The 18,315-nt window shown below is 71.1% G+C and carries 19 protein-coding genes; 11 read left to right on the top strand and 8 right to left on the bottom strand.

Translation table 11 applies throughout. The annotated features are described in order from the left end of the window. Positions 1-23: 23 nt before the first annotated feature. Positions 24-1,019, top strand: a complete 996-nt coding sequence (pstC, locus tag NITAL_RS00780; protein ID WP_052664199.1) for a phosphate ABC transporter permease subunit PstC — start codon at positions 24-26, stop codon at positions 1,017-1,019. Next, on the top strand, positions 1,016-1,945 hold the full coding sequence (pstA, locus tag NITAL_RS00775; protein WP_211262125.1) for a phosphate ABC transporter permease PstA: 930 nt from the start codon (positions 1,016-1,018) through the stop codon (positions 1,943-1,945). Before pstC ends, pstA begins: the two co-directional genes overlap by 4 nt. Before the next feature lie 130 nt (positions 1,946-2,075). Here pstA and pstB read toward each other — a convergent pair whose 3' ends face one another. Next, positions 2,076-2,948, bottom strand: a complete 873-nt coding sequence (pstB, locus tag NITAL_RS00770; protein ID WP_083441081.1) for a phosphate ABC transporter ATP-binding protein PstB — start codon at positions 2,946-2,948, stop codon at positions 2,076-2,078. Positions 2,949-3,224: 276 nt separating this feature from the next. Here pstB and NITAL_RS00765 point away from each other — a divergent pair, with 276 nt between their 5' ends. From NITAL_RS00765 to nth, 4 genes are read left to right on the top strand one after another with little or no spacing between them, the layout of a single operon-like run. Next, positions 3,225-3,953 (top strand): phosphate signaling complex PhoU family protein, encoded by a 729-nt coding sequence (locus NITAL_RS00765; RefSeq protein ID WP_052664198.1) that lies wholly within the window; start codon positions 3,225-3,227, stop codon positions 3,951-3,953. A gap of 38 nt (positions 3,954-3,991) precedes the next feature. Then, positions 3,992-4,678 (top strand): response regulator transcription factor, encoded by a 687-nt coding sequence (locus tag NITAL_RS00760; RefSeq protein ID WP_157041541.1) that lies wholly within the window; start codon positions 3,992-3,994, stop codon positions 4,676-4,678. Then, positions 4,678-5,916, top strand: a complete 1,239-nt coding sequence (locus NITAL_RS00755; RefSeq protein WP_052664197.1) for a sensor histidine kinase — start codon at positions 4,678-4,680, stop codon at positions 5,914-5,916. The genes NITAL_RS00760 and NITAL_RS00755 overlap by 1 nt, the downstream gene beginning before the upstream one ends. Positions 5,917-5,926: 10 nt before the next feature. After that, positions 5,927-6,622 carry an endonuclease III gene (gene nth / locus NITAL_RS00750; protein ID WP_211262124.1) on the top strand — a complete coding sequence of 232 codons (696 nt, stop codon included), beginning with the start codon at positions 5,927-5,929 and terminating at the stop codon, positions 6,620-6,622. Positions 6,623-6,635: 13 nt separating this feature from the next. On the opposite strand, the gene NITAL_RS00745 is transcribed toward nth, so the two are convergent. The 5 genes from NITAL_RS00745 to NITAL_RS27720 are packed head-to-tail and all read right to left on the bottom strand — an operon-like array spanning position 6,636 to position 10,401. Then, complete coding sequence (locus tag NITAL_RS00745; RefSeq protein WP_052664196.1) at positions 6,636-7,352, bottom strand: hypothetical protein; 717 nt, start codon at positions 7,350-7,352, stop codon at positions 6,636-6,638. Next, the gene (locus NITAL_RS00740; protein ID WP_052664195.1) at positions 7,349-8,863 is read right to left on the bottom strand and encodes a TrkH family potassium uptake protein; all 1,515 of its coding nucleotides are present in this window, start codon (positions 8,861-8,863) and stop codon (positions 7,349-7,351) included. Before NITAL_RS00740 ends, NITAL_RS00745 begins: the two co-directional genes overlap by 4 nt. Before the next feature lie 2 nt (positions 8,864-8,865). Further along, entirely contained in the window at positions 8,866-8,994 is a 129-nt protein-coding gene (locus tag NITAL_RS29115; RefSeq protein ID WP_281175496.1) for a hypothetical protein, read from the bottom strand. Beyond that, positions 8,994-9,656 carry a potassium channel family protein gene (locus tag NITAL_RS00735; RefSeq protein ID WP_052664194.1) on the bottom strand — a complete coding sequence of 221 codons (663 nt, stop codon included), beginning with the start codon at positions 9,654-9,656 and terminating at the stop codon, positions 8,994-8,996. Before NITAL_RS00735 ends, NITAL_RS29115 begins: the two co-directional genes overlap by 1 nt. 10 nt (positions 9,657-9,666) lie before the next feature. Next, the gene (locus NITAL_RS27720) at positions 9,667-10,401 is read right to left on the bottom strand and encodes a potassium channel family protein (protein WP_052664193.1); all 735 of its coding nucleotides are present in this window, start codon (positions 10,399-10,401) and stop codon (positions 9,667-9,669) included. A gap of 120 nt (positions 10,402-10,521) precedes the next feature. Here NITAL_RS27720 and NITAL_RS00725 point away from each other — a divergent pair, with 120 nt between their 5' ends. Together NITAL_RS00725 and NITAL_RS00720 are read left to right on the top strand one after the other, a co-directional pair. Beyond that, entirely contained in the window at positions 10,522-12,099 is a 1,578-nt protein-coding gene (locus tag NITAL_RS00725; RefSeq protein ID WP_083441080.1) for a potassium/proton antiporter, read from the top strand. A 19-nt stretch (positions 12,100-12,118) separates the two neighbouring features. After that, the gene (locus tag NITAL_RS00720; RefSeq protein ID WP_052664192.1) at positions 12,119-13,081 is read left to right on the top strand and encodes a 4-hydroxy-3-methylbut-2-enyl diphosphate reductase; all 963 of its coding nucleotides are present in this window, start codon (positions 12,119-12,121) and stop codon (positions 13,079-13,081) included. Here the strand turns inward: NITAL_RS00720 and NITAL_RS26900 are convergent. Then, a complete protein-coding gene (locus NITAL_RS26900; protein ID WP_169786680.1) occupies positions 13,078-14,229 on the bottom strand; it encodes a ribonuclease D in 1,152 nt (383 codons plus the stop codon). The two genes, NITAL_RS00720 and NITAL_RS26900, sit on opposite strands and share 4 nt — an antisense overlap. A gap of 136 nt (positions 14,230-14,365) precedes the next feature. Between NITAL_RS26900 and mshB the strand changes: the two genes are divergently transcribed. The 3 genes from mshB (at position 14,366) to NITAL_RS00700 (ending at position 17,448) form a co-directional block, all read left to right on the top strand. Beyond that, the gene (mshB, locus tag NITAL_RS00710; protein ID WP_052664190.1) at positions 14,366-15,760 is read left to right on the top strand and encodes an N-acetyl-1-D-myo-inositol-2-amino-2-deoxy-alpha-D-glucopyranoside deacetylase; all 1,395 of its coding nucleotides are present in this window, start codon (positions 14,366-14,368) and stop codon (positions 15,758-15,760) included. Beyond that, entirely contained in the window at positions 15,760-16,164 is a 405-nt protein-coding gene (locus tag NITAL_RS00705; protein WP_052669201.1) for a secondary thiamine-phosphate synthase enzyme YjbQ, read from the top strand. Before mshB ends, NITAL_RS00705 begins: the two co-directional genes overlap by 1 nt. 90 nt (positions 16,165-16,254) lie before the next feature. Continuing rightward, positions 16,255-17,448 (top strand): hypothetical protein, encoded by a 1,194-nt coding sequence (locus NITAL_RS00700; RefSeq protein WP_052664189.1) that lies wholly within the window; start codon positions 16,255-16,257, stop codon positions 17,446-17,448. A 192-nt stretch (positions 17,449-17,640) separates the two neighbouring features. On the opposite strand, the gene upp is transcribed toward NITAL_RS00700, so the two are convergent. Continuing rightward, complete coding sequence (upp, locus tag NITAL_RS00695) at positions 17,641-18,270, bottom strand: uracil phosphoribosyltransferase (RefSeq protein WP_052664188.1); 630 nt, start codon at positions 18,268-18,270, stop codon at positions 17,641-17,643. Between the last annotated feature and the right edge of the window lie 45 nt (positions 18,271-18,315).

The following is an 18,315-nucleotide window of genomic DNA, read 5'->3' as shown; positions in this document are numbered from 1 at the left end:
GTTCGAGCGCGAGGAGCGAACCGATGTCCACCCTCACCGCAGGCCCGGGTCCCGGGTCGCTGCGCGGCAGCGACCGGGGCCGCCGGGCTGACCCCATCTTCCGCGGCATCCTGATGGTCGCCGCATCCAGCGTGCTGCTGATCCTGGCCGCGATGATCATCCGCACCACCGTCGAAGCCTGGCCCGTCTTCGCCAAGGAGGGCATCTTCGGCTTCCTGTTCGGCCACCAGTGGAGCGTCGGGACCTCGCGCAGCGAGGTCACCGGGACCTACGGCGCCTGGCCGTTCATCTACGGCACCCTCAAGATCTCGTTCGTGGCCATCGTCTTCGCCGTCCCCACCGCCATCGGCATCGCGCTGTTCACCAACGAGGTCGCGCCGGCGTGGCTGCGCAGGCCCCTGGCCTCGACGGTCGACACGCTCGCGATGATCCCGAGCATCGTCTACGCCCTGGTGGGGATGTACTTCTTCCGGATCACGTTCTGGGCACCGGCCGGCAACGTGGTGGCCGACAGCCCTCTCGGAGCCATCCCCTTCTTCGAGCCGCCGGTCCTGCTCGCCAGCTACTGGTCGGCGTCCAACATCCTGATCATCATGATCCTGCCGATCATCACTGCCATCTGTCGTGACGTGTTCGCCCAGGTCCCGCAGGACGTCCGGAACGCTGCGTTCGCGATGGGTGCCACGAGGTGGGAGGTGATGCGCAAGGTCATCATCCCGCACAGCTTCTCGGGCATCGTCGGTGGATCGATACTCGGTCTCGGCCGTGCCCTCGGCGAGACCCTCGCGGTGGCCGTCCTCATCGGCTCGAGCCAGCGCTGGGCACCGCAGCTGTTCTTCGGTGGGGATGCGATGACCGCCGTCATCGCCAACACCTTCGCCGACGCGCACCCGGAGGCCATCTGGGCGCTGTTGGCCATCGGCGTGACCCTGTTCTTCATCACCATGGTCGTCAACATCGGTGCCCGACTCATCGTCGCTCGCGTCAGCGACCGTGTCGGCGGAGGTGCGGTCGTATGAGCATCGACACCCAGACCACGACCGTCGCGACCGGAGGAGGTGGGGGCGGCCACCGGAGCCTGCGTGACGTCACCGCGCAGGCCAGGCGGCGTCAGCGTCGCTCGCAGTTCATGTCCGTGGTGCTCTTCGGAGCCGTGTTGGCTGCCATCATCCCGCTGTTCCTGCTGCTGTGGCAGGTCGTGGTACGCGGCTGGCCGGCGCTCGGTTGGGAGTTCATCACCCAGATCGAACCGCTGTCGTTCCGCGAGACCGGCGGCGGGTACCTGCACGGGATCGTCGGCACGCTCTCTATGACCGGCATCGCGACGCTGATGAGCGTGCCGCTCGGGCTGATGGCTGCCGTCTACCTCAACGAGCAGCCGGACGCCCGGTACGCCCACACCGTCCGGTTCTTCACCGACGTCATGACCGGTGTCCCGTCCATCTTCGTGGGGTTGGCCGTCTACGCGCTGCTGGTCAGCGGCAGCGGCGGGCTCGGGCTCGGGTTCGGGACGCTCGCCGGCGCGACGGCGCTGTCGATCATCATGCTGCCGATCGTCGTCCGGTCCGCGGAGGAGATGCTGCGCCTGGTCCCCGACGACCTGCGGATCGCCGCCTACGGGCTGGGTGCGCGTCAGTGGCAGACGACGTTCAAGGTGACGCTGCCGGCGGCTGCCCCCGGGCTGACGACCGGTGTCATCCTCGCCGTCGCCCGCGGTGCGGGTGAGACCGCGCCACTGATCATGACGGCGCTCGGCGCTCGGCAGGTCGTGACCGCACTGACGGGCTCGCCGCAGGCGGACATCGGCCTGCTGATGCTCGACGGGTTCCGTCAGCCGTTCGCGCCAGGGATCGAACGGGCGTGGGCCGGCGGCTTCACGCTCATCGCCATCGTGCTGATCATGTCGATCGTCGCGCGGCTGATCGCCCGTCGCAGCCAGATCTGACCGGCACCACCTCGAGGTGGAGCGGATGGGCGCCGCCGCGCCCCCATCCGGACGCTGCACCTCCGGACCGAACGGGAGGAGGCCCGCCGACCGGCGGGCCTCCTCGTGCGGTCTGGTCGGGCTGGGCGGGTCAGCCGAACCGGCCGGTGATGTAGGCCTCGGTGCGCTCGTCGCTGGCGTTGGTGAAGATCGTCTGGGTGTCGTCGATCTCGACCAGGGTCCCGGTGCGCTCGCCCTTCTCGTCGTCGATGTCGACGGTGAAGAAGGCGGTCATGTCCGAGACCCGCGCCGCCTGCTGCATGTTGTGGGTCACGACGACGATCGTGTAGTCGTCCTTCATCTCCTGCATCAGCTCCTCGATGCGGAGCGTGGCGATCGGGTCGAGGGACGAGCACGGCTCGTCCATGAGGATCACGTCCGGCTCGACCGCGATGGCGCGGGCGATGCACAGCCGCTGCTGCTGGCCGCCGGACAGCGACAGGCCGCTGGCGGACAGCTTGCCCTTGACCTCGTCCCACAGCGCGGCCTGACGCAGGCTCTTCTCGACCAGGGCGTCGAGCTCCCCCTTGAAGCCGTTGAGCCGAGGACCGAAGGCGACGTTGTCGTAGATCGACTTGGGGAAGGGGTTGGGCTTCTGGAAGACCATGCCGATACGGCGACGGACCTCGACGGGGTCGATCCCGTCGGCGTACACGTCCTCGCCGTTGTAGTGCACCTGACCGGACACCGAGGCCGATGGCACGAGGTCGTTCATCCGGTTGATGGTTCGCAACAGCGTGGACTTGCCGCACCCGGACGGGCCGATCAGCGCCGTGATCTTGTTGCGGGGGACGTCGAAGGTCACGTCACGCACGGCGGTGAAGCTGCCGTACTTCACGCTGACGTCCTCGAGCGCGATGTGCACGGCACCGTGCACGTCCCGGGCTTGATGGCCGACCTCGGTCACCAGTCGCGGTTCGGCGTGGGTCCGCGTGTCGAGCGGGGTGGCGGATCGCTGATCCATCGGGTCTCCGGGAGGGGGTGTGCACGTCGGGAGGGAGGCCTCGATGGTGCAGGGCGGAGGTAGCCGGGTGGTGAACGGAGGCTGGCCGGACCCCGACGGTTCCGGTGGCGCTCGCGAGCGCGACGATGGGCGGTCACAGCGTCCCGGTGGGCGTGGTCAGCTCACGTACGCTCGTTGTTCACCTCACCGTCAGCTGGGGGTCAGGTCCGCGCACCTGGCTGTGCGTAGCGTCCGTGCCACGACACGACCGAGACACGACCCAGAGGAGGGCGGATCGTGAGCGACGAGCTCTCCACCCAGGTGCCCATCGGGCGCGAGGACCTGCCGCCGATGACCGAGACCCGCCGGCCACTCCGTGCCGACTTCGCCGCGTGGCTCGACCGCATCGACGACGAGCTCGTTGGCGGCGCCCTCCTGGTGAGCGAAGCCCTCCCGACGGTGACCGCGGCCTTCCTGTCCGGTGATCGAGCCGCCATCCCGTACACCCGTGCGATGGCCTCGGACGTGAGCGATCGGGTCCGGTACGTCGAGGAGCAGGGGTTCCTGTTGCTCGCACGTGAGGCCCCGGTGGCCAGCGACCTGCGCCGGCTGGTGTCCATCCTGCGGCTCATCACGGCGGTCGAGCGATCGGGCGCGCTGGTGCGGCACGTCGCCGAGCTGCTCGAACGTGTCGACCCGGGGCAGCTCCCTGCACCGGTGCGCCAGCAGGTCGACGAACTGGGGCGCCGGTCGAGCGACGTCTTCCACCGCGGCGTGACCGCCTGGCGGCAACGTGACGGTCTGGCACTCAGCGAACTGGACACCGCCGACGAGGCGGTGGACGTCCTCGCCCAGCGCCTGCTCGGCCACGCCGAGCTGCTGACGGACGCGGCCGACCTGATCGCGCTCGGCCTGCTGGCGCGCTACTGGGAGCGGATCGCCGACCACGGGGTCTCGTTCGCGCAACACAGCACCTTCGCGGTGACCGGCGAACGCGTCGAGGTCGGGTCACCGAACACCCCGTGAGCTGCAGAAGCGTGAGCTGAGCGAACCCGGAGAAGAACGTGCCGAAGCTGCTGCTCGTCGAGGACGAGAAGTCCATCGCCGAGGGTCTGGCGATCACCCTCGAGGCCGAGGGGTTCCAGGTCGCGTGGGTCAAGGACGGGCTGGACGCCATCCCGACCTGGGAGCGGGTGCGACCCGACCTCGTCGTCCTCGACCTGATGCTCCCCGGGATGTCGGGCACGGAGATCTGCCGTGCCCTACGGAGCCGGTCCGACGTGCCGATCATCATGCTCACCGCCCGCGAAGCCGAGGTGGACCGCGTCGTCGGCCTCGAGCTCGGTGCCGACGACTACGTCACCAAGCCCTTCTCCACCCGTGAACTGGTCGCGCGGATCAAGGCCGTGCTGCGTCGCGCGCCGCTGGTGGACCTCGGAGGCGACGAGGCTCCCGTGGAGGCCGCCGGGGTCCGGCTCGACCGGGTCCGCCACGAGGTGCGGGTGAACGGCACACCGACGGAGCTGCCGCCCAAGGAGTTCGAGCTGCTCGCCTACCTGATGGAGCACGCCGGGCGCGTGCTGACCCGGGGGCAGCTCATCGACGAGATCTGGGGCAGCGACTACGTCGGGGACACCAAGACCCTCGACGTGCACATCCGGCGCCTGCGCACCCGGATCGAGGACGACCCGAAGGAACCGGAGCGCATCCAGACGGTCCGCGGGGTGGGCTACCGGTTCGCGGACTCGTGATGGAGGGCGCCCTCCCGTGGGTGGTGGCGCTGCTCGTCGTGGTGGGGTTCGCTGCCGCCGCCGTCGCTCGTGAGCGCCGGCGGGTCCGGCGGCTGGCGGACCACGTCGGTGGCTGGCTCGGCGACGAGGGCCACCAGCCGGTGCGCCTCGGTGACGGGGGAGCCTGGGGCGAGCTCGGCACCGCCCTCAACGCGCTCGGTGCGGGCTACGAGCGTCGCGGTGCCAAGCTCGCCCGTGAGCGGCCGTGGCGGCGGGAGCTGGTCGATGCGCTCGTCGACCCGGCGCTGCTGTTCTCGTCCGAGGGGCGACTGCTCGCCGCCAACGACGCCGCCCGCGACCTGCTCGCGATCCCGATCGACGCGGCCGACGTGACGGTCACCCAGGCGGTCGGTAGCCCGGCCCTGGCCGGTGCCGTCCAGCAGGTGCAGGCCTCGGGTGAGGCGGTCACCGTGGATGCCGAGCACGGCGAGCACGATCTGCGGGCCGTCGTCGCCCGGGTGGGGGACGAGACGCTGCTGCTCGTCAACGACCGGACCCGTGAGCGGCGCGTCGAGGAGCTGCGGCGCAACTTCGTTGTCAACGCGTCGCACGAGCTGAAGACCCCGGTGACGGCGATCAAGACGCTGTCCGAGGCGCTGGCGGTGACGGTCGACACCGACCCTGCGCGCACCAAGCAGTTGCTGCGTCGCCTCGACCTCGAGTCGGAACGGCTCGCACGGCTCGTCTACGACCTGCTCGACCTGCGCCAGCTCGAGGAGCGCGGGCCCCTCGAGCGTGTCCCCGTGGACCTCGCCGAGCTCGCGCGGCAGACGGTGGTCGGTGCGCTCGAGCGTGCCGAGGAGCGCGGGATCGACCTGTCGGTCGAGGCGCCGGATCGGGCCTTCGTCGCCGGGGTCGGCGGGGACCTGCAGGTCATCGTCAAGAACCTGGTCGGCAACGCGATCCAGTACAACGTCGATGGTGGCCGTGTCGTGGTCAGCCTCGATGCCGAGGAGGGCGCGCACGTCCTGCGGGTCAGCGACACCGGCATCGGGATCCCGCAGCAGGACCTCAGCCGGGTCTTCGAGCGCTTCTACCGCGTCGACACCGCACGCAGCCGTGAGACCGGGGGGACCGGGCTGGGGTTGTCGATCGTCCGGCACGCGGTGGAGAAGCACGGCGGCACGATCAGCGTGGACAGCCTGCTCGGCGAGGGGACGACCTTCACGGTGACGCTGCCCATCGAGGCACCGCAGTAGCCTGCGCGCCGTGACCACCGACGACCTCGCTCCCGAGCTGACCCGCGACCGCGGGAAGACGTTGCGTGCACCGGTGATCCTCGACCTCCTCGAGGAGGAGCTCGGCCCCGATGCGGTCATCGCGCTGGACTTCACCAGCCGGTGGGAGTTGCTGGTCGCCACGATGTTGTCCGCGCAGTCGACCGACGTGAAGGTCAACGAGGTCACCAAGGTCCTGTTCGCCGAGCTCCCCGGGCCAGAGGCGTTCGCCGAGGCGCCGGTCGAACGCATCGAGGAGCTGATCGGCTCGCTCGGCCTGTTCCGTCAGAAGGCCAAGAACGTCCAGGCGACGGCCCGCCAACTGCTCGAACGGCACGGCGGCGAGGTGCCGAACACGATGCCCGAGCTGCTGGCGCTGCCCGGTGTGGCGCGCAAGACGGCCAACGTCGTGCTGTCCAACGGGTTCGGCATGCACGAGGGGGTGGTGGTCGACACCCACGTCCACCGTCTCGCGCGGCGGCTCCGGCTGACCAAGGCCGACGACCCGGTCCGCATCGAGCGTGACCTCATGCGGCTCTACCCCCGTGAGCAGTGGCTGCAGGTCAGCGACATGCTGATCCACCACGGCCGGCGCACCTGCTTCGCCCGCAGGCCCGCCTGCGAACGGTGCGTCATCGAGCACCTCTGCCCGTCGTCGCAGGAAGCCGGACTGACCGACAAGCGCTGAACGGCGCGGGACGTCAGCGGGACCGCACCCGACGGGCCCACAGGACCGCACCGGTCGCGAGCACCCCGAGCACCGCAGCCACGATGGCCTGGAGGGTGTGCAGCGGCTCCTCGAGTTCGACGCTCGCAGCCAGGACGTTGAGCCGCTCAGCGCGGAGGGTCGTGCCGCCACCGTCGGCCGGGTCGGCACGATGCAACACCCCCTCGAGCAACAGGACGTCACCGCGGCGGTCGGGGCCACCGACCCCTTCGATCCGCTCGTGGAGCCCGTCGGGCAACCACACCGACAACCCGTTGTTGAACCCGCGCCGCTCCGCGTGCCGACCGAGAGGACCGACCTCGAGGGCGTAGGCGTCATCGTTGACCTGGACCCAGGCGCCTCCGTCGCGGCGGAGCACGTCACCGATGGCCTCGCCCGCGAAGGTGATCCGGAGGCCGTCGAACGCCTGCGGGCACGCGTCGATCTGGTCGGAGCTGATGCGTTCACCCCGCACCAACTCCGAGCGGATCTCCTCGATCCCCGACGCCTCGACACCGCGCAGACACGTCCGCGGGTTGGCAGCGGACGTGGACAGGGGCGGCAGGCCGGTCACCACCAGGTCCGAGGTGTCCACCACGGGTCGGTTGCGCATCAGCGCATCCGACCCGGCCAGGACCACCGTGACGAACAGCACGAACAGCACCAGCGCACCTCGGGTGCGTCGGCGGCGGCGGACCTCGCGCTCCCTCACGTGCTCGCCCGTCCGCGTCCCAACGAGAACAGGTACCCGAGGAAGGCGAAGACCGCGACGAACTCGAGCCGACCGAGCCACATCTGCACGATGTAGGTGGCCATCAGCCCGCGCGGCATGCCAGGATCGGTCACGCCGATCGACAGTCCGATGTTCGACGTCGCCGACACCGATTCGAAGAGGGTCTGGGTGATGTCGTACCCGCCGTAGCTGAGCCCCACGACCGCACCGATGAGGTAGGTGACCACGAACAGCAGCAGCACCGAGGTGGCCGCTCGCGCGGTGCTGTCGCGCAGGATCTGGCGCTTGCCGACGTGGTAGGTCGTGACGACGAGCGCCGATTCGGGCTGGAGGAGCTTCTTGACGTCGTGGATCAGCGTCTTGGCGGTGATCCCGACGCGCATGGCCTTCACCCCACCGGCGGTGGACGACGCCATGCCGCCGATGGCCATCGCGGCCACGATCGCCGCGGGGGCGAGGACCCCCCAGTCGCTGAGGTAGGTGGTGCCGGCGTTGACCTGGTAGCCCGCGCTCGAGACCGCGGCCATGAGCGTGAACAGCCCCTTGCGGAGCAGCGGGACGGCACCGTCGTAGGTGCCGGTGCGCAGGAGCCCGAAGCAGACCACCGTGAACAGCAGCGAGGTCGAGATCGCGAGGGTGCGCGTCTCGAGGTGGCGCCACACCTGCCGGGGCTCGCCGGACCACAGGTGGAAGTGCAGACCGAACGAGATGGCGCCCGCGAGCATGAGGATCATGATCACGATCTCGACGCTCGCCGAGTGGTAGTAGGTGATCGACGCCTGCATGGGGGAGAACCCGCCGGTGTCGAACGCGCCGAGGAAGAGGTTCACCGCGTGGTAGAGGGCCCGGGTCGAGGTGAACCCGGCACCGAGGAGCGCGAGGTAGAGCGCCGTGGTCCCGATCACGCCGTACGTAGCAGCCACCCGGAAGATGAACCGTGAGGTCCGGATGAAGTTCGGCAGGATCCGCTCATCGCGCGCCTCGGAGACGTAGAGGGTCCCGATGCGGCCGCCTCCGGCGGCGAACAGGGAGAGGACCACGATGATGATCCCCTGGCCGCCGGCGAAGTGCAGCAGGTGGCGGTAGAAGTCCATGGACAGGTGCGTGTGGTCGAGGTCGTTGATGACCGACAGCCCCGTCGTGGTCAGCCCGGACATCCCCTCGAACAACGCGGACAGCAGGTCGTCGTAGTGGCCCGACAGGTGGAGCGGGACCGCGGCGAGCACGGCGCCGACCAACCACGCCAGCGCCACGGTGACCATCCCGTGCGCCCAGGTGAGGGAGCGGCGGGTCGCGAGCTTGGCCTCGGTGAATGCTCCGAAGCTGACGCAGATCGAGGCGCCGATGACGAACGCGGTCAGGGAGTTCCACTCGCCGAGGATCGCCGCGTAGACGGCGGGCAGCAGCATCACCAGGGAGAGGCCGAGGAGGACCTTGCCGAGGTAGAAGCCGATCAGCCGTAGGTCGTCGGCACCGGGTCGGAGCAGCACCGTCAGACCATCACGAGCGTGAGGACCGTGGCGATGGTGACGGCGACCGCCGCGACGATCGCCGCCAGGCCGATGAGCAGGGCCACGCCTCGGAGGGCTGCCCAGCGCCGACCCTGCCCTGCCCGGTCCATCACCGGCCACCGAGCAGTGCGTTGGCCAGACGCCCCTCGAGTTGCGGTGTGGTCAGCGCCACGACCTCGTCACCTGGCTCCAGGACGGTCGCACCGTGGGGGATGATGGTCTCCTCGCCGCGGAAGATGCACACCAGGATGGCCTCCTGGGGCAGCTTGATGTCCTGGATGGCGCGCGGGCGCGGTGCGTCCGATCCCGACGGGATCCGCAGCTCGACCAGCCCGACCCTGCCGCCCTTCAACGAGGTGAGGTGGATCAGTTCCCCCACGCTGAACTCGTTCTCGAGCAGCTCGGAGATGAGTCGCGTCGAGGACACGGCCTCGATGCCGAGGATCTCGAAGATCTCCACGTTCTTGGGTGAGTTGACCCGGCTGATGGACCGCTTGACGTCGAACTCGATGCGGGCGAGCTGACAGGCGACCAGGTTGTCGTCGTCCTCGTGCGTGGTGGCCACGAAGGCGTCGGCGCGGTCGACGTGGGCCTGCTCGAGGTACTGCACGTCGCAGGCGTCACCCTCGATGACGAGCACGTCGGTCGCGGCGACCAGCTCCTCGCAGCGCGAGGCGATGCGCTCGATGACCGTCACCTCGTGGCCCTTCTCGGTGAGGTCCCGGGCGATGTAGCGGCCGATGCGGCCGCCACCGGCGATCACGACGTACACCGGGACCTCCTCATCGGATGCGGTCGCGGCCGTACGGGTCGCGCACGAACTCGTGGACGGTACGGGCGGCGGCTGGCTTCATCGCGGCGGTGACCACGTCGTCGCGTTCGAGCCGGTCGGTGCGGTCGGGGATGAACACCCGCGAGCCACGTCGGATCGCCGCGACGCGCAGCAGGCCGTCGATCTCGAAGTCCTCGACGGTGGTGCCGTGCCCTCCGGTGTCGATCTCCAGCTCGACGAGGTTGATGTCGCTGTCCTCGAACCGCACGTGCAGCGGGAAGCTCTCGTCCTGGAACTCGTTGAGGAACATCTTCGCGATCGCGCCCGTCGACGACACGTAGCGGACACCGAGCTTGCGGTAGACGTTCTCCCGCTCCGGGTTGAACAGCCGCGCGATGGTGCGGGGCACGTCGTAGAGGTAGCTGGCGATCTCGACGGCCATCAGGTTGCGGTTGTCGAAGCGGGTGACGGCGATCAGCCCGTCCGCGCGGGCGACGCCGGCGCGTTCGAGCACGTCGCGGTCGGTGCAGTCGCCGACCATCGTCTCGCCGTTGAAGGCCGAGCCGAGCCGGTCGAAGGCGAGCGGGTCGACGTCCACGATCACGACGTCGTTGTCGCGGTCGCGGGAGAGCTGTTCGGCGATCTCGGCGCCGAGGCGGCCGCACCCGCCGAGGATGATGTGCACGTCGTCTCCGAGCGCGGTGGGGACGGTGGTGACCCCGCGGCGCGTCGCAGCCCGGTCCACCGGACCGGGCTACGCAGGACAGTCTGCCACCTCGCGCGGCCGGAAGCAGCACAGCCGCCCGCGGGCCGTCCGTCCGAGGCCCCGACGGTAGGGTCGCGCACCGACCGGAGAGGTGGTGACGTGAGCGTCGGATCCTCGATCGACCCGGTCGTCCTCGCCGCCTCCGCGCTGCTGGCGGTCGCCATCATCGTCGCGAGCTACTCGCAGCGGCTGCAGGCGCCGTCGGCCCTGCTGTTCCTCGGCATCGGCATGCTGGTCGGTGACGAGGGTCTCGCGCTGGTGACCGTCGCGGACGAGCGGATCGTCCAGAACCTCGGCGTGGTCGCGCTGATCGTGATCCTGTTCGAGGGTGGGCTGACCACCAAGCCGACGGACCTGCGGCGGGCGGCGGGCCCCGGTGGTGCGCTGGCCACCGTCGGGGTGGTCACGACCGCAGCGGTCACCGCGTTCGGTGCCTGGCTCCTGCTCGACGTGTCGCCGATCACGGCAGCGCTGCTCGGCGCGGTCGTGGCGTCCACGGACGCTGCGGCGGTGTTCTCCACGCTGCGGTCGGTCCGGCTCCCGACACGGCTCGCGGCCATCCTCAAGGTGGAGTCCGGCGCCAACGACCCGTTCGCGGTCGTCCTCACCCTGGGCCTGCTCGAGATCGCGCTGGCCTCGCCGTCCGTGGCCTCCCTGACCCTGTTCGCCGTCCTGCAGCCGGTGCTCGGGGCGGCCATCGGCGGGCTGGTCGGACTCGGAGCGGTCCGCGTGCTTCGCGCCGTCCGCCTGCCCGCCGAGGGCCTGTACCCGCTGCTGGCGTTCGCCTTCGCCGGGGTCTCCTACGGCGCGGCGGCGGCTGCCGGGGGCTCGGGGTTCCTCGCCGTGTACGTGACCGGCCTGTTCATCGGCGGGCTGGTGCGCCGGCGGCGCCGCGGTATCCGGGACTTCCACGAGGGATTGGCCAACGCGGCCGAGATCACCCTCTTCCTCGTCCTCGGCCTCCTGGTCTTCCCGTCGCGGCTCGCGGACGTCGCGGTCGCCGGCCTCCTCGTGGCCCTGGTGCTGACGTTCGTGGCCCGTCCGCTCGCCACCGCCCTGTGCCTCACCCCGTTCCGGGTGCCGTGGCGTGAGCAGACGGTGGTGGCCTGGGGGGGACTGCGTGGCGCCGTCCCCATCGTGCTGGCGACCTTCCCCATCACGGCCGGTTTCGCCGAGGGCCGCGTCCTGTTCGACGTGGTGTTCTTCGTCGTCCTGGTGTCCACCCTCGTCCAGGGATCGACCATCGCGCGCGTGGTCGGCTGGCTCGGTATCAAGGCGGACCGGCCCGCGTGGGCGCCGGTCGCCGAGGCGCTGCCGATCGACGAGGTCGAGGCGGACATGGTCGAGGTCATCGTGACCCCGGACCTGCCGGTCGCCGGACGGTCGCTGCGCGACGTCCCGCTGCCCGAGGGGATGCTGCTGGCGGCCATCGTGCGCCAGGAGCGGGTCATCGTGCCGCGCGGCGACGCCATCCTGGTGCCCGACGACCTGCTGCTTATCGTGGTGCAGGATCCCGACCGAGCTGCCGAACGGGTCACCGTCTGGGCGCGCTCCGAGGTGGGCGGCCGGCACTCGACCGGGGCGGCGTGGACGCGGCCACGCCACCGTCCGGCGCGCCGGGGTGCGAGCGCGCCGTACGGTCCGACCACCGGGTCCTCCGAGGATGCGCCCTCCTGAGCGCCGGTACGCTCGCGCCATGCCTCCCTCAAGCCTCCTGCTCGCGGCTCCGCGCGGTTTCTGCGCCGGGGTCGACCGCGCCGTCCTGATCGTCGAGAAGGCCCTCGAGGCCTACGGCGCCCCCGTCTACGTGCGGCACGAGATCGTCCACAACAAGCACGTGGTCGAGTCCCTGCGGCGCAAGGGGGCGGTCTTCGTCGAGGACGAGAACGAGGTGCCGGAGGGCGAGGTCGTGGTCTTCAGCGCGCACGGCTCGCCCCCCGAGGCGTTCCACAACTCCAAGCGTCTCGGTCACACCCTGATCGACGCGACCTGCCCGCTGGTCACCAAGGTCCACCACGAGGCCCGCCGCTACGCCCGGGACGGCCGCGACATCGTCCTGATCGGCCACGAGGGGCACCAGGAGGTGGTCGGCACCATGGGGCAGGCCCCCCGCTCGATGAACCTGGTCGAGACCCCCGATGACGTCGACACGCTCGATCTCCCCGAGGACGCCGATGTCGCTTACATCACCCAGACCACGCTGTCGATGGACGAGACGTCGGCCGTCGTCGACCGGTTGCGGCAGCGCTTCCCGATGCTGCAGAACCCCAAGAAGGACGACATCTGTTACGCGACCCAGAACCGTCAGGACGCGGTCAAACAGCTCGCCGAGCGCTGTGACCTGATCCTGGTGGTGGGCTCGCAGACCTCGTCCAACAGCAAGCGCCTGGTCGAGGTCAGCAAGGACCGGTCGGTGCCGGCCTACCTGGTCGACGAGGCCGCCGAGATCGACCCAGCGTGGCTCGAAGGCGTCGAGACGGTCGGGTTGACCTCCGGCGCATCGGCCCCCGAGGTGCTGGTCGAGGAGGTCATCGACTGGTTCCGTGCGCGCGGCACGACCGAGGTCGACACCGTCATGGTCATCGACGAGGACGTCGAGTTCGCGATGCCGTCGAACCTCGCCCGGAAGCTGCAGAGCAGCGACCCGCGCTCGAGCTAGACCGTCGGCACGGCGTCCGGGTCCGGCCCGGGCTCGTCAGCGACGGCGGGCGTCATCGCGTCGGTGTAGGCCTCCCAGAGCACCTCGTGGAGCAGCTCGGTCTGCCACGGTCGCAGATCGGCCAGCGCGCAGAGCGTCAGCGGGTCCTCCGGCCGCCCCGCCACCGAGCGCCACAGGGGTCGCGACGAGCACAGCACCCCGGCGTCGATCCCGAGGTCGGTCGCGACCCCGGCTCGTGCCTTGCGCAGCGCGTCGTAGGCGGCCTTGTCCTCGGGGGTCCAGCGTCGCCCGCCGTTCTCGCGCGCCTCCGGCGGTGCCTCGCGGCCACGATCCAGGGCCGCGAGCAGGTCGTCAGCGTGCTGGCGGAGCAGGCCACGCCGTCGCTGGCTGCGGCGGACCAGCTCGTCGGTGGTGTCGACCGGGTGCTCCGCGAGGTCGCGCAGGACGTCGTCGTGCACGAGCCGGTTCGGGGCGATGTCGTGGGCGCGGGCGAGGCGCTCGCGTTCCTCCCACAGGGCGCGCAGGCGGGCCTTCGCCGCCGGGTCGAGCCGGCCCGCCCCCTTGACGCGTGTCCAGTCGCGGCTGTCCTGCCCGGCACGGGTGACGGTGAAGGCGAGTTCCTGCTCGTACCAGCTCGTGCGGCCGGCCTGTGCGAGCCGGTCGGCCAGCTCGTGCCACAGCTCGGGGAGGTGGAAGACGTCACCGGCGGCGTAGTCGGCCATCCCGTCGGACAGGGGCCGAGCCTCCCAGTCGGCCCGCTGGAAGGCTTCCTTGTCCGCGGTCAGCTGGACCTCGAGCACCTCGGCGAGCAGGCCGGACAGCCCGATCGGCAGGCCCAGCAGCGCGGCAGCGATCGCGGTGTCGGCCATCGAGGACGGGACGACCCCCATCCGGGCGAGCGGTTCGAGGTCGTTCTCGACCGCGTGGAGCACCGCGACCCGGCCGTCGTCGAGGAAGTCGTCGAGCTCCTCGAGCTGCTCGAACGCGACGGCGTCCAGCAGCAGGCAGCGCTGCGCGGTGCCGACCTGGACCAGCGCGGCGCGCCGGAAGTAGCGGTCGGCGTCGGCCCGCTCCACGTCGACGCCGACGGTGCTCTCGGCCACCGATGCCAACGCTGCGGCCACATCCGACCGGTCGTCGACGAACACGACGTGACCACCCCCGGTGACGGGGGGCTCGGTCGAGGCATGTTGGGTCATCGCGCAGGGTCCGGACGGTCGGGTCCGGACCGAGGCTACCGTCGGAGGGGTGCGCTCCCCGGCGCACAGCCGTCAGGAGGTCCGCGTGGAGGTCCGTCCCACCCTGCTCTGCGTGCACCCGCACCCCGACGACGAGGCGATCGCGTGCGGTGGGGTCCTCGCTCGGACGTCGGCGACCGGCGGCCGCACCGTGGTGGTGACCTGCACCGGTGGTGAGGCGGGGGAGAACCTCGCCGGTATCGACCTCGGCGACGAGGACCTGACGACCCACCGCCGCCGCGAGATGGCGGACTCGATCGCCGCCCTCGGCGTCGACGAGCACGTCTGGCTCGGCTACCGCGACAGCGGGATGGTGGGTACGGACGACAACGACCACCCGGACAGCTTCCACGCTGCCGACCTCGACGAGGCAGCTCGCCGGCTCGCAGCGGTCGTGCGGCGGGTCCGACCCGACGTCGTCGTGTCGGACGACGAGCGCGGCACCTACGGCCACCCGGACCACATCAAGGCCCACCACGTCACGGTCCGCGCCGTCGCGCTGGCGGCCGATCCTGCGGCCGAGGTCGCTGGCGAGCCGTGGTCCGTGCCGAAGCGGTACGTCCACACCCTGACCAAGACCCGGCTGTGGCAGGCGCACACGGGCCTCGTCGCCGCCGGTCTCGCGTCCCCGTTCGGAGGGGCCGACATCGCCTCGCCCGACGACCTGCCCTTCGGGACCCCGGACGGGCAGCTGACCACGGTGGTCGACGTCCGCGCCTGGCTCGACACGAAGCGGGCCGCGTTGCTCGCCCACCGCAGCCAGATCGGGGCGGACAGCTTCTTCATCAACACGCCGGATGACATGGCCGTCGCGCTCTTCGGGATCGAGGAGTTCGTGCTCGAGAACGGGACCAGCGGGTCGCTCGACGGCGAACTCGAGGACGATCTGTTCGCGGGCCTGTCCGCGGTGCCCCGGACAGCACCGTCCGACGTCGGCCGCGGCGGTCCGATCGTCGACCCGGTGCGCTTCCGGGAGGTGCTCGGCCGCTTCGTGACCGGCGTGACGGTGATGGGTACGACCGTCGACGGGACGCCCCACGGCATGACCGCGTCGAGCGTCACCTCGGTGTCGCTCGACCCGCCTCTGGTCCTGGTCTGCGTCGACCGGTCGGCGGCCATGGCCACCGAGGTCACCGCTGGCGGGGTGTACGCGCTGTCCTTCCTCGCCGACGACCAGGCCGAGCTGTCGGTCACGTTCGCCGACCCCGACCGGCCCACCGGGCACGATCAGTTCGAGGGCGTCCCGTACCGCACCGCGACGACGGGTTCGCCCGTGCTGGATGGCGCGGTCGGGTGGGTGGACACCCGGGTCGTCGGCGTGCACGACGGTGGTGACCACCTCATCGTCGTCGGTGAGGTCGTCGACCTCGGCCACGACCCGGTGCGCCGCCCGCTGGCCTACCACGCGGGTGCGTACGCCGACCTCGCCGAGCGCGCGTGATGGAGCGCCGTGAGCTGTCCCTGCGGACCGGGTCACGACGGATCACCGACGTGACGGATCAGTGCGCCGCTTTCGTCGCAGAGGTCGGCGGCGACGGGCTCCTCCACGTGTTCCTCCCGCACGCGACGGCCGGGCTCGCCCTGCTCGAGACCGGCGCCGGATCCGACGAGGACCTCGCCGACCACCTCGACGCGCTCCTGCCACGTGACGATCGCTGGCGTCACCGCCACGGCAGCGCTGGGCACGGTGCCGACCACGTCCTGCCGGCGTTCATATCGCCGAGCCTGACCGTCCCGGTCGACGACGGGGCCCTGGCGCTCGGCACGTGGCAGTCGGTCGTGGTGGTCGACGCCAACGCCGACAACCCCGACCGCACCCTGCGGTTGAGCTTCCTGCCAGGCTGACCGGCGCGGTCGGCCGTGACCGATCCGTGGGAACGGTTCAGAACCCGGGCGGAGCGGCCGATATCTGTGGGGACGACCACAGGACGCTCGATGACCGCTGGACCACTCGCCGTCCCCGGCACCGGTACGACACGCACCCCGCTGCGGGTGGACGCCGACCGGGGCCGCCTCGAGACCGCGGGGCAACGGGCCAGCTTCGATCCGGCGACCCCGGACTCGGCGCTGCTCGCCTACCTCAAGTTGGTCCGCAAGCTGCGGGACGTGGAGCGTGAGCCATCGTTCGTGCTGCGGCGTGACGATGTCGTGGTCCTCGCCGGTGCGCTGCGGCAGGATGCGGTCGTGGTCCTCGACCGCCTCGGCGAGCTCATGGGCGCCACTGTCACGCAGCGGCGCTCGATGGTCACCGCCTTCCTCGCCGGTGCGCTGCTGATCGCGGTCGCAACCGGCGCGACCGCCTTGGCCCCGGGCGACGGTCGAGTCGCCCCCGCGACCTCGACGGGCGGTGAGCGCTCGGACGTCGTCGCGTCGGCGCCGGCCGAGTCGTCGGTCACCGTCCGCCCGGGTACGACCACCGCGCCGGACGCAGCCGGGAGCACCGCGACCGGCCCGACGACCGTGGGTGACCCGTCGGGTGTCGACTCCACGGCTACCGCTCCGTCGCCCACGGCAGGTACGCCTTCGCCGGGGACCACGGACGTCGACGCCGAGGTCGGTGACACCGCCGACGTCCCCGGCGCACCCAGCGTCGCACCACCGCCACAGGCATCGGCGCCTCCCGCCGACCAGCAGCCCGCGCGGTGGCGGACCGGGCCAGAGATCGTCCAGCCGGGTGCCACCATCGACATCCCGAGCGACGTCGACGACCAGGTGCAGGAGCCCGTCGACGAGACGCCCCCCGAGGACATCCCCGTCGGCACGCCGGTCGTCCCCGACCCGGACCTCCCGGTCCTCCCGCAACCACCGGAGGACGACACGCCGGTGGATGTCGTGCCGCCGGTCACCCCGCCGGTCGATGTCGTGCCGCCGGTCACCCCGCCGGTGGATGTCGTGCCGCCGGTCACCCCGCCGGTCGATGTCGTGCCGCCGGTCACCCCGCCGGTGGACGTCGTGCCGCCGGTCACGCCGCCGGTCGATGTCGTGCCGCCGGTCACGCCGCCGGCACCAGGTGACGATGGGCCCGGTCAGGGCAACGGCAACGCCGGCGAGGGCAACCGTGGCGTCGGTGTCGGCAACGGTGGCGGCAACGGGACCGGCAACGAGGGCGGTGGCGTCGGTCCCCAGTGACGCTGGCGGGTCAGCCGCCCACGACCGTCGGAGGTGACGGCTCCCGGCTACCGCGGGCCGCGGGCAGCCCCCACAACCGTCGCGTGTGACGGTTTCGGGCTGGCTCGTGCCGCTGCCCGGAACGGCACCGACGAGAACCGTCGCATCTCACGGTTCCGGTCGGCTCGCGCCCGCCGGCCGACCGGTCCTGTGTCAGTGCGGCGTGCCGAACAACCGGTCACCGAAGTCGCCGAGCCCCGGGACGATGTAGCGGTTGTCGTCGAGCTGTGGGTCGATCGCACCGATGACGACCCGGACCCCGGGGTTCTGCGACGTGACGCGGTCGATGCCCTGCTGGGTGCCGACCACCGACAGCACCGTGACCTGCTCGGCCCCCTCGGCGTCGAGGGCCTGCACGGCATCGGCGGCCGAACCGCCCGTGGCCAGCATCGGTTCGAGGACCAGCACCCATGCGCCGTCGAGTGGCGGGACCTTGAAGTAGTAGCGCCGCGCCTGGAAGGTCTCGGCGTCGCGCTCGAGGCCGATCATGCCGACGAGGGCGGTCGGGAGGACGTCGTGCACCCCTCCGAGCAGCCCGAGCCCCGCACGCAGGACCGGTACGGCGACGATGGTGCGCCCGGGGCCGATCGCCGGTGCATCGCCCAGCGGCGTGCGCACGGTGCCGCGCTCGGCGGGCAGGTCGGCGACGGCCCGCAGCGCCAGCATCGAGCCGAGCCGGCGGGCGTGGTGCCGGAAGTGCTCGGGGGTCGTGCGTTCGTCGCGCAGCGCGGCGAGCTGGACACCGGCGACGGGGTCGTCGAGCACGGTCACGGTGGATGCCACAGCGGACTCCGACGGGCGTGGGGGTGGACGTGGAGGTGGGCGCGA

Origin of the sequence: Nitriliruptor alkaliphilus DSM 45188, from assembly GCF_000969705.1 — a bacterium.
GTDB classification, from domain to species: Bacteria; Actinomycetota; Nitriliruptoria; order Nitriliruptorales; family Nitriliruptoraceae; genus Nitriliruptor; species Nitriliruptor alkaliphilus.
The sequence above is the reverse complement of the archived record's forward strand: the minus strand, read 5'-3'. Positions and strand labels throughout refer to the sequence as shown.